The following is an 11203-nucleotide window of genomic DNA, read 5'->3' on the forward strand; positions in this document are numbered from 1 at the left end:
GCCCGAGGCGAGACGCCCACGGCCATGAAGCAGACGGCCGGGCAGCCACGGCCATGCGTCCGCCAGCGGCGGGCAAAAGCCCGAGGCGAGACGCCCACGGCTATGAAGCAGACGGCCGGGCAGCCACGGCCATGCGTCCGCCAGCGGCGGTCGGGAGGCCGGGGCCGGCCCACCCGCGGGTGGTCGAGGTGGGGCGCTCGCGGCCATGAGGTGGCGCGTTACAGGTCGAAGGCGTCGGCGTCGGCCGGAGGGCGCGCTGGGCGACGCTCCACTTGCGACCGGGGCAATGACTCCACACGCGACACATCCCAAGGCAGGCTCCACTCTCCCAGATCAAGCAGGGTCGAAATGACGCCCGCGGTGAATCCCCATACCAGCATTCCGCGCACTTGAAACGCGGCGCCGATGTAGCCGCTGGGATGCTTGACGCGCAACCGGTTTGCCGGATCGGCGAGCTCGGCGATCGGCAGCCGGGCGACGTGCGCCACCTCGGCCGGCTGGGCGGGCTCGACCGGATGCGGCTTGTGCCACCACGCCAGCACGGGCGTGACGATGAAGTCGCTGACCGGAATCCACAGCCGGGGCAGCTGCGTGAGCACGGTCACGCTGGCCGGGTCGAGCCCGACCTCTTCCTCGGCCTCGCGCAGCGCGGTCGCGATTGGACCGTCGTCGCCGGGATCGGCCGCCCCGCCCGGAAAAGCGACCTGCCCGGCGTGCGTGCGCATGGTGGCCGAGCGTTGCAGCACCAGCACATCGGGCCCGTCCCGGTCTTCCTCGCCAAACAGGATGAGCACCGACGCGGGCCGGCCCTGGTCGGGTGTGGGGATGCGGGTGAACCGGCTGCTGTCGGCGTTGCGGATGTTGGTCAGCAGGGGCTCGAACCAGTGTGGCAGCGGTGGGGTCATGCGACACCGATCCGCTCGCGCACCTGCGCGGCCAGTGTGTCGTCGGTCAGCGCGGGCCCGTGGTAGGTGGTGACGTTGCCCTGCGCGTCAACGAACACGGTCAGCGGGAGCGCGTTGAAGCCGAGCTGCCGCAGCAGGCGCCCCTCCGGGTCGTCGAGCATCGGGAACCGGAACCCGACGCGCTGCGCCCGCGCGAGCGACTCCGACCGCCGGTCGAGCGAGGCCACCCCGATCACGGGCACGGTCTTGTTGTCGGCCAGGCGCTGGAAAGCGGGCAGCTCGACCAGGCACGGCGGGCACCACGACGCCCAGAAGTTGATCACCAGCGGGCCCTTCACCTGGCTTAACCGGACGGGCTGGCCACCGGTGAAGCAGGGCAGCTCGATATCGGGCAGCTTCGACTCGCCCGCCTCGAACGCGCACTCGGCGAAGTGGACCGCCTCAGAAGGCGCCGGATTCGGGTCTGGCCCCGGCTGCGGAGCAGGCGCGGTGCACCCGCTCAGCACGAGCAACACCGCGAGTAAAGCTGCCCTCACGCGGTCATCTCGGCAATCTCTTCGACGCGCGGCCCCTTGAGCAGCTTCACCGCGACGGCCCGGTCGGTCGGCCCCGCGCCGTAGGACGGGCACATCTTGGCCAGCGGGCACGCGCCGCACGCCGGCTTCTTGGCGTGGCACACCCGGCGCCCGTGGAAGATCACGCGATGCGAGAGCATCGTCCAATCCTTCTTGGGGACGAGCGTCCCGATCGCGTGCTCGATCTTCACCGCGTCGGTCAGGCTGGTCCAGCGCCACCGCTGCACGAGCCGCTGGAAGTGGGTGTCGACCGTGATGCCCGGCACGTCGAACGCGTTGCCCAGGATCACGTTGGCCGTCTTGCGCCCGATGCCCGGCAGCTGCACCAGCTCCTCCAGCGTGCGCGGCAGCTCGCCGCCGTGCTTTTCGAGCAGGGCCTGCCCGAGCCCGATCAGCGACGCCGCCTTGTTGCGGAAGAACCCGGTCGCGTGGATCATCTCCTCCAGCTCGGCGCGGTCGGCCGAGGCGTAAGCGGCCGCGTCTGGGTAGCGCTGGAACACCTTCGGCGTGACCTCGTTGACCTTCACATCCGTCGACTGCGCCGACAGGATCGTGGCCACGGCGAGCTCAAGCGGGTTGGTGAAGTCGAGCTCGCAGTGGGCGTCGGGGTGGATCACCTCGAGCTCGCGCGCCATCTTGCGGACGCGCCGCTTCAGCGCGATCTCGGTCTCGGTCGTCTCGGTGGTCTGGGCTTTCTTCGCCGGCACGCGATACAGCCTACTTCCGGCGACCGACAATCAATGGAGCCCGATCAGGCCGTCGGCCGAGATCGTCGGACCGGTGTCGGGGAAGTCGTCCTTGGTCAGCTTCCGGATGAGGTCAAGGCCACGCTTTTGAGAGTCCTTTTCCGGTATCCCCGGACGGGTTTGAAAGATCGTCGAGTGGAACCGGCCGGAGACCAAGGCCCCGTCGGCGCTCAGGGTGGTCTGCAGCACACCGCCCCAGCCGAGGATCTCGCCGCCCTTCAGGCCCGTGCCGCCGGCGAAGTTGCCCAGGCTGTAGGCGATCAGCCGGCCCTTGTAGAGCTCCATGCCGCGCAGCGTGTGCGGCCCGTGCCCGATCACCAGGTCGGCGCCGGCGTCGATCACCGCGTGGGAGAACGCGATCGGGTCGCCCCGGTTTTCGCCCAGGAACATCTCGGTGCCCGGCTTGACGTGCCCCTTGTCGGACCCCTCGGCTCCCATGTGGACCTGCACCACCACGATGTCGGCCTTGGCCGCCGCCCGCTCGATCACCGTGCGGGCCTGCGCCAGGTCGATCAGGCTGTTGTCGCGCGGGTAGGAGGAGAAGCCCACCACGCCCACCTTGACGCCCTTGACCTCGGCGACCGCCACGTAGTTGCGCGAGCCGGTGTGCAGCAGCCCCGCGTCCGTCAGGGCCTTCTGAGTGTTGGTGTAGCCGGTGGGGCCGTAGTCATTGCCGTGGTTGTTGGCCTGGTTGAGCAGATGGAAGCCGGCCGCCTTGAGGTGCGCCGCGTATGTTGGCGGCACCCGGAACTGGTGGCAGCTGGTCTGGTCGGGCCGGCACTTGACGTGACCCGTGTCCTCGGTGATCGGCTGCTCCATGTTGCCCATCATGAAGTCGACCGCGAACAGGTCCTTCACCTTGTCGAAGAACGTGCGGCCGCCGTCGGCGGGCAGGCTGCCGGGCGCTTTGCCCATGATGATGTCGCCGACCGCGCCCAGCGTGATGGTGTTGGCCGTTTGCACGCTCGGCGAGGGTGAGGGCGACGGGGTCGGGCTCGCCGTGGCCACCGGCGAGGTCAGGCTCTGGTGCCACAGCGCCCGGCTCGGCCTGTTGCCCGCCGTGGCCGTCCACACCACGCCGACGATCGCCACGAGGCACAGGGCCAGCGCGGCGTAAGCGGCGTGCACCCTGCGCAGCCGTGGGCGGGCGCGGGTCTCTGGGGGTGGCGGCGGCTCGGTCATACGGCCTGCAGACTACCTGACCAGTGCGAAATTCCCATTTTTCCGCACGTCGGGACTAGGGTGGTCTGCGGCTTGGGGCAACGCCCGCGGAGCGCAGCGGAGTGTTACGGGGAAGGCCCTTGCCGCCGGCTCGGGCAACGCCCACCGAGCGGAGCCGAGTGTTACGGGGAGGCCCTTGCCGCCGACTCGGGCAACGCCCACCGAGCGGAGCCGAGTGTTACGGGGAGGCCCTTGCCAGCTGGTCATGGATTGGGGGGTTGCCGTCCGGGTACGGCTGAGCTGTGCCTAGACTGACTGCGCAGGCAGATGGAGGGACACATGGACGAGGTGCTCGCCCGTAGCGGGATCTTCCAAGGGGTCGACCCGGAGGCTTCCGAGGCGCTTGCGCGCGAGATGGAAACGATCGAGGTGCGCAAGGGCGAAGTCGTCTTCAACGAGGGCGAGCCGGGTGACAGCCTTTACATCGTCCTGTCCGGCAAGATCAAGCTTGGCCGGCGCGCGGCCGACGGCCGGCAAAACCTGGTGTCCGTGATGGGCCCGTCCGACATGCTCGGCGAGCTGTCGCTGTTCGACCCAGGCCCGCGCACCGCCACCGCGACCGCGGTGACCGATGTGCGCTTGGCCCGGCTGCGCAAGCAGGCTCTGCGGCCGTGGCTCAACAACCGGCCGGAGATCGCCGAGCAGCTGCTGCGTGTGCTGGCCCGCCGGCTGCGGCGCACCAACGACGCGCTCGCCGATCTGATCTTCACCGACGTGCCGGGGCGGGTCGCCAAAAACCTGCTCCAGATGGCGGGCCGGTTCGGCACACGCGATGGCGGCGTGCTGCGGGTGACCCACGATCTGACCCAGGAGGAGCTGGCCCAGTTGGTCGGCGCCTCGCGGGAGACGGTCAACAAGGCGCTGGCCGACTTCGCCTCGCGCGGCTGGCTGCGCCTCGACGGCAAGAGTGTGATCATCCTCGACCCGGAGCGGTTGGCCCGGCGGGCGCGGGTCTAGCAGGGGGTTAATCATCCGTGGGCGGGCTCGGCGCGAGTCGGCCCGTTCGGCGCGAGCCGTCATCCGTACCCAATAAAATGTCGGCAACCCGACGGTCAGGCGTCAGGGACTCGGGGGACCTCGTTGTTTGGGGCGTAATGTCCCCATGTGAAAGAGGTCCCATCCGCTATGAACGAGTGGGTTCGACGATCACTGTCAGCCGGTGCGCTGACCGCAGGCGCTGTCATGGCGACCGGCGCAGCAGCACATGCCGACACCACCATGATCAGCGACGACAACGTCGGGATTCTCAACGGCACCCAGGTCAACGCGCCGATCCAGGCTCCCGTCAACCTCTGCGGCGTGGCCGCGGCGGTCGCCGGGCACGCGGTGGCCGGCTGCGAGGGCGGTAGCGCGGCTTCCATCAAGGACCTGTACGACGTCAAGATGATCAGCACGGACAACGTCGGGATTCTCAACGGCACCCAGGTTTTCATGCCGGTACAGATCCCGGTGAACGTGTGCGGGGTGGCGGTTGCCGCGCTCGGGAGTGCGGCCGCCCACTGCGACGGTGGCTCGTCGGCGACGTTGGGCAGCGGTGGTGGCCACCACAGGTCCAAAAAGCCCAAGGAATCGAAACCCAAGGAGTCGGTGCAACGCGAGGAGAGCGGCGGCAACGAGGAGGGCAAACCCTGCTACGGCGGCTGTCCCACGACCCCGCCCAAGCCGGAGCCTCCGAAGCCGCAGCCCCCGGCGCAGGAGTGCCCGCCCAAGCACCACCACCACGGCAAGGACGTCACGATGATCACCAAGGACAACGTGGGCGTCCTCAACGGCACGCAGGTGTACGCGCCGATCCAGGCGCCCGTCAACGTCAGCAGCGTCTCGGCCGCGGTCGCGGGCAGCGCATGGTCGTGGAGCGATGGCGGCTCATCCGCCAGGATGTAGCACCGCCAACAGAGCCCCGGTGTCCACAAGGGCGCCGGGGCGAACTTTTATCACCGATACGACCCCGTCGGCGGGCGCATGCACGGGATGCTCCAGCTTCATGGCCTCCAACGTGAGCAGCAGCTCACCCGCACCGACCCGTTGGCCAGGCGACACGAGCACCCGCCCCACGGCACCGGGCAGCGGCGCGGTCAGCGAGCCCTCCTCCAACTCCATGGAGGGCAAGGGAAAACGCGGCAACTCGCGCAGCGTGACCGAACCCTCCACACTGTCCAAGTAGGACACGTTGCCGACCCGGTGCACGTCGACGGTCAGCCTGATCCCCGCCACGTCGAGAACCACTTTGTGCGCGGAAGCCGAGACCACGGCGACGGGCGGATGCTCGTCCACGACGCCGACGTGGCCGAGCCCGGCCAGGTCGAGCTCCTCCGGGTCCACCACGCGCACCCACCATTGGGCCAGTGCGCCGTCTGCCGCCAGCCGGTAGCCCACCTCCACTGGCCCTGCCGGCCCGTCATACACGATTGTTTGCGGTATGGACGGTACGTTGCGCCAGCCCGAAGGGATTCCCGGCTGCACGGTCGCGCCCTCGAACCGCCCCGCGGCAGCCGCCAGCGCGGCCGCCAGGCAGCTGAGCCGCACGGCCTCCACCGACGACAGCAGCGGCGCGAACACCTCGGGCTGCCGGTCCAGCAGCCCGGCGTCGATCTGCCCGGTCAGGAACGCCGGATGCCGCAACACCCGCACCAGCAGATCGCGGTTGGTAACCAGGCCGTGCACCTTGGTTCGGGCGAGCACCCCGGCCAGCATGCGCGCCGCCTCGTACCGGGTCGGCGCCCACGCCACGATCTTCGCCAGCATCGAGTCGTAGTGCACCCCGACCACCGACCCGGGCTCGATGCCGGAGTCGAGCCGGATCCCCGGAGACAGCAAGGGTTTGAACCGCCCCACCACCTCCGGCACGTCGAACCGGTGCACCTGCCCGGTCGCGGGAAGCCAGTTGGTGGTCGGATCTTCTGCGCACAGCCGCACCTCGATCGCATGCCCGCGCATGGGCGGCGGGGTCGAGTACGGCAACCGCCCACCCTCGGCCAGGAAAAGCTGCAGCCGCACGAGATCCAGCCCCGTGACACACTCGGTCACGGGGTGCTCCACCTGCAGGCGCGTGTTCATTTCCAGGAAGTAGAACTCGCCCGCCGGGCTGAGCAGGAACTCGACCGTCCCGATCCCCACATAGCCGACCGCCTCGGCCACCGCGACCGCCGCCGCGCAAAGGTTTTCGCGCAACTGCGGCGACACGGCCGGGGAAGGCGTCTCCTCCAGGATCTTCTGGTGCCGCCGCTGAATCGAGCACTCCCGCTCGCCGAACGTGATGGTGTTGCCGTGCTGGTCGGCCACGATCTGTACCTCGATGTGGCGCGCCTGCTCGACATACCGCTCGCAGAACACGGTGTTGTCGCCGAACGCGCCGAACGCCTCGCGCCGCGCCGACGACACCGCCTCGCCCAGCGATTCGGCGTCGCGCACGATCCGCATGCCCCGCCCGCCCCCGCCCACGGCCGCCTTCACCAGCACCGGAAACTCGTCGACGAGAGTCGGGTCGGTCCACGACGGCAGCACGGGCACATCCGCCTCGGCCAGCAGCGCCTTCGCGTCTATTTTGGACGCCATCACCGAGATCACCTTCGGGGGCGGGCCCACCCACGTGAGCCCGGCCTCGGTCACCGCCCCGGCGAAGTCCGCGTTCTCGGCGAGAAACCCGTAGCCCGGATGGATCGCGTCCGCACCCGTCTTCTTCGCCGCCGCAATGATCAGGTCGCCGCGCAGGTAGGTCGCGCTGGGCGCATAACCGGGAAGCTGCACCGCGTAGTCGGCCTCCCCCACGAACGGGGCATCCACGTCCGCCGTCGAGTGCACGGCCACCGTCTCGATCCCCACCGCCCGGCACGTGGCGAAGATCCGGCGCGCGATCTCCCCCCGGTTGGCAACGAGCAATCGCCTGATCACCTAACGGCCTCCCATCGCCGACAACGCGATCCCCAGAACGGTTCTGGTGTCGCGGGGGTCGATCGCACCGTCGTACGGACTGTCGTCAATGGACAGCCAGCCGAACGTGAAGCCCCGGCTCGCCAGGGCCCAGTCCGGCGGGTCCGGCTCCAGCACGACCGTCACCTGACCCGGGTCCTGCAGCGCGCGGGCCAGCTCCGGGCTTGGTGCGCACCGCGTGGCCAGCACCACCAGCGGCATGCGCGCGATCCTGACCAGCTCCAGTCCTTTGTGTACCGCCTCGGCGTCCAGCGCCTGCGCCGTGTTGCCCAGAATCCCGACGCGGCAGCCGTGCACCGCGCCGAACCCGGCGATCAGTCCCGGCCCGCGATGCGCCCGCAGCTCCTCGAATTCGGAGCCGTCGAGCACCCGCGCCAGGACCTCGCGCACGTCCGACCGGTCCACGGCGAGCAGGTCGTCGAGCTCATGGCACGGCGGCCGGGCCCGGCACAGCGATCCGCGTGGGCGGTGATGCAGGTGCCGCACACCGACCCGGATCAGGCGCAGGGCGTCCCGTTCGTCGTCGGCCACGGCGTCGGCGACCTGCTCGTCGTGCCCGCGCGTGACCACGGTCAGGTCGGCCAGCGGCAGGGAGCCCTCGAAGGCGCCGAACACGGCGACGAACCCGCCTCGTACCACGGGATCGGGCCGTTCCACCAGCGAAACCAGCGGTAGCCCGTAGAGGCCCGCCAATTCGGCCGCCCGCAAGACCTTGCGCCTGCCCCGCTCCGACAGCCCGTCCTCGCCGACCGTCGGATCGTCGGCGATGATCATGCATTCGGTGCCCTCCACCACACCGATCGCCGTCACCACCCCGGCGCCCGCCATCTCGCCCTGCTCGTGCCCGGCCGTCGCGGCCAGCTCAAGCAGCGCCGTGTCCCGGTCGACCAGCAGCTCTATGCGCTCCCGCGGCAGCAGCTTGCCGCGCGCGTGATGGCGCGTGACCTCCCGCTCGCCACCGCCCTCCTTCGCCCGCGCGTGGGCAGCATCCAGCGAGGACAGCGCCGCCATGGCTTCACTTCGGTTGGCCAGAAAGGACGGCGTGCGGGGATCCAACGCGGTTTCGAGAGTCGTCATGCCACTTGCGCAACGAGTGGTTCAAGCCCCGCGACACGCAAGCTATCTGCCAAAGAGCTGCTGAAAAAACGAGGCGATCGGTCCTCTTGGTTTCACCTTGACCGTCGGCGGCCCGGGGTCATTGCTCTTTTGACAATCACATTGCGCCGGTACCTCGTCCAGGCGCACCGCCACCAAGAGTTCCTCCAGCGCCCGCGCGGTCGGCCGGTTCGCCGGATCGTTGACCATCCCCATCCGCAGGATCTCGACCAACCCGTCCGGTACGCCCTCGACGCTCGGGATGGGCTGGGCGAACAGCTCGATCAGCCCCAACAGCCCCGGCGGCTGCTTCTCCTGCCACCTCGGCGGGTTGCCGGACAGCAGCGCATAGAGCGTGGCGCACAACGCATACACATCGCCGGGCGGTGCGGGCTCATGCCGCCGGAACGCCTCGGGCGGCGCATAGGCGGGCGTCATCACCTCCAGCGTGATGTGCGGATCCCGCTGCTCGGCCAGGATCGCGAGCCCGAAGTCCGCCAGCGCCGGCTCCCCGAACAGGCTCACCAGAATGTTCGCCGGCTTCACGTCCCGATGCACGATCCCGCGCTCGTGCGCGTCCGCCAGCGCATCGGCGATCTTCACACCGATGTCCCGCACCACGTGCGGGCGCAGCGGCATCAGGTCCTGATAGGACCCCGAGCACAGCTCCATAATCAGATATGGGTGCTTGTCGGCCGTCACCCCGGCATCGAACAGGTCCACCACGTGCGGATGCGACGACATCCTCCCCGTCGCCCGCGCCTCGCGCACGAACCGCGCCCGGTCCCGCTCGGTTTCCAGCGTGAAATTCTCGACCTTGACCGCCACCTCACGCCCGACCGACTCCTGCCGCGCCCGGAAAATCGTCGCGTAGCCTCCGACCGCCAGCAGGGAAAGCTCGGTCAGCCCGGGAATATCGGGCACCGAGAGATTAGGCCGAGGGGTCGGACTCACGCGCCAAACGTTAGCAGCGCCTCCCCCTCCGCCTCACCCTCCGAGTTGATCATTAACTTAAATCCATGTTCGACGGCGTGTCGTGGCATCAACCTCATGGTCAATCTCGCGCAGTCGCGATGCAGCACCGAGCCGATGACTACGGGCATCGTTCCCCGAGCACGTCCGCCGGAAGATCATCTGACCGGCATGCCATCTTCAGCGCTGACCACGCCATCCCGGCACGCCGCGGTGTCAGCCCACCACGTTCGAGACCCGTTCCCCACCGAGCTTTAGAATCCGACCCCTACCGCGACCCGTGCCCGCTCGCTCACCTGCTGTGTCGCGTGCGCCAGATTCGCCGCCCGCGCCTCGACCTCGGCCGCTTCCGCCTCGTTGTCGACCGCCGCCAGGCACTTTGCCAGCGCCAGCGCCGAGCGCACCTGGCTGCGAATGTCGACCGCGGGCACGGTCTCCGCCAGCCGCGCCGCCGCGAGCGCCTCGGCCGGCTGGTCCAACCCGAGCAACGCCATCGCATACACGGCGATCGCCTGGCGCCGCGGGTAGAGCATGGACGGCGCATACGGATCGGCCGCGACCGGTGCGAGCAGGCGTGCCGCCATCGCCGCGTCTCCCGCCGCCAGCCGGGCCGCCGCCAGCAGTGAGCGCGGCCCGATCCGCGCCGGGTCGAGCACGCCGTATGGCGAGACCATCGTCAGCACCGACCGGGCATCGAGCTCCGCCGCCTCCGGGTCGCCGCGATCCAGCGCGACGAAGCCGCGCACCGTCCCGGCCATCCCGATCAGCAGTGGATGCGCGACCTTCTCGCCCTCACCCAACGCCTCGGTGAGCAGGTCTTCAGCGTGCCCATATTCTGCCAGCCCGCGCGCCACGACACCGCGCGCGACCAACGCGAACCCGCACCCCCACGCGTCTTTGGCGGCCGCGAAGTCGCGATAGGCCCGCCGTGCCTCCCGGTCGGCCTCGCCCAGCTCACCGAGCTCGGCCGCGGCGAACGCCGCCACCGCCCGCAGCGTGCCCACCGCCCACGCCTCACCGACCCGCTCTCCGAACGGCAGGAACACGCGGGCCAGCCGCTGCGCCTCGGTCAACCGCCCGGCAAGCAGACGCGCGAACGCGGTCGTGCCGCGCAGCCACGCCCGCCCCACCGGGTCTTTGGTCTGGGCGAACAGCCGGGCCGCGTGCCCGAGCGCCGCATCGGCCCCGGCGAAGTCGCCCCGCGTCGTCGTCACCCAAGCCAAGTCCTGCAAGGACCACGCCTGCGATTTCAGGTCTCCGGCCCCCACCGCGATCTGGTAGGCCCCGGCGAACCGGCTCGACGCGTCGGCCAGCCGTCCCTTCACGAAGTCGGCCATGCCCAGCCGGCGCAGCGCCTCGGCCCGCTCCCCGGGCAGTTCGGCCCGGGTGGCGACGGTGAGCGCCTCGGCCCACAGCCGGTATCCCGCCTCGCGATCACCGAGCGCCATCTGCGCCCGCCCGGCCAGCAGCAGGGCACCGGCCCGGGTGCGGGCGTCGTCGGCCGCGTCGGCAATGAGCTTCTCCGCGTCGTGCTGCGCCTCGGTGATGCGTCCACTTTGGAGCAACGCCCGTGCGTAGACCAGCCGGTCGCGCAGCGGGAGCCCGCCGTTATGCTCGGACAGCCGGCGCGCCCGCTCACCGAGCGCGATCACGTCGGCGGGCTCGCCCTCGGCGCTGGCCCGCCGCGCCGCCCGGCCGAGCGCCTCGATGCCCAGCGACACCACCTGCCGCGCGGGCACATCGGGCCGCAGCCGCACCG

General features: G+C 70.1%; 9 protein-coding genes and 1 pseudogene. 2 read left to right on the top strand and 8 right to left on the bottom strand.

The window, feature by feature from the left end; genetic code table 11:
* Nucleotides 1–218: 218 nt before the first annotated feature.
* Genes DM816_RS17765 through DM816_RS17780 form a run of 4 tightly spaced genes read right to left on the bottom strand, consistent with a single transcriptional unit; the run spans nucleotide 219 to nucleotide 3408 of the window.
* Nucleotides 219–905, bottom strand: coding sequence for an NUDIX hydrolase (locus DM816_RS17765; RefSeq protein WP_117211361.1), 687 nt, complete (start codon nucleotides 903–905; stop codon nucleotides 219–221).
* Entirely contained in the window at nucleotides 902–1441 is a 540-nt protein-coding gene (locus tag DM816_RS17770) for a TlpA family protein disulfide reductase (RefSeq protein WP_117211362.1), read from the bottom strand. The genes DM816_RS17765 and DM816_RS17770 overlap by 4 nt, the downstream gene beginning before the upstream one ends.
* Nucleotides 1438–2187 carry an endonuclease III gene (nth, locus tag DM816_RS17775; RefSeq protein ID WP_281274342.1) on the bottom strand — a complete coding sequence of 250 codons (750 nt, stop codon included), beginning with the start codon at nucleotides 2185–2187 and terminating at the stop codon, nucleotides 1438–1440. Before nth ends, DM816_RS17770 begins: the two co-directional genes overlap by 4 nt.
* A gap of 30 nt (nucleotides 2188–2217) precedes the next feature.
* Complete coding sequence (locus DM816_RS17780) at nucleotides 2218–3408, bottom strand: CapA family protein (protein ID WP_117211363.1); 1191 nt, start codon at nucleotides 3406–3408, stop codon at nucleotides 2218–2220.
* 318 nt (nucleotides 3409–3726) lie between these two features.
* Here DM816_RS17780 and DM816_RS17785 point away from each other — a divergent pair, with 318 nt between their 5' ends.
* The gene (locus DM816_RS17785; protein WP_117211364.1) at nucleotides 3727–4404 is read left to right on the top strand and encodes a Crp/Fnr family transcriptional regulator; all 678 of its coding nucleotides are present in this window, start codon (nucleotides 3727–3729) and stop codon (nucleotides 4402–4404) included.
* Between the two features lie 168 nt (nucleotides 4405–4572).
* Nucleotides 4573–5331 (top strand): chaplin family protein, encoded by a 759-nt coding sequence (locus DM816_RS17790; RefSeq protein WP_117211365.1) that lies wholly within the window; start codon nucleotides 4573–4575, stop codon nucleotides 5329–5331.
* On the opposite strand, the gene DM816_RS17795 is transcribed toward DM816_RS17790, so the two are convergent.
* The 4 genes and pseudogenes from DM816_RS17795 to DM816_RS17810 all read right to left on the bottom strand — a co-directional run.
* Nucleotides 5314–7338, bottom strand: a complete 2025-nt coding sequence (locus tag DM816_RS17795; protein ID WP_117211366.1) for an acetyl/propionyl/methylcrotonyl-CoA carboxylase subunit alpha — start codon at nucleotides 7336–7338, stop codon at nucleotides 5314–5316. The two genes, DM816_RS17790 and DM816_RS17795, sit on opposite strands and share 18 nt — an antisense overlap.
* Nucleotides 7339–8454 carry a carboxyl transferase domain-containing protein gene (locus DM816_RS17800; RefSeq protein ID WP_117211367.1) on the bottom strand — a complete coding sequence of 372 codons (1116 nt, stop codon included), beginning with the start codon at nucleotides 8452–8454 and terminating at the stop codon, nucleotides 7339–7341.
* A 156-nt stretch (nucleotides 8455–8610) separates the two neighbouring features.
* Nucleotides 8611–9426: pseudogene (locus tag DM816_RS17805) on the bottom strand (serine/threonine-protein kinase); the annotation flags it as partial.
* Between the two features lie 272 nt (nucleotides 9427–9698).
* On the bottom strand, nucleotides 9699–11203 hold a 1505-nt coding region (locus DM816_RS17810), incomplete at its 5' end, for an ATP-binding protein (protein WP_483964157.1).

Origin of the sequence: Allorhizocola rhizosphaerae (assembly GCF_003426775.1) — a bacterium.
GTDB lineage: Bacteria > Actinomycetota > Actinomycetes > Mycobacteriales > Micromonosporaceae > Allorhizocola > Allorhizocola rhizosphaerae.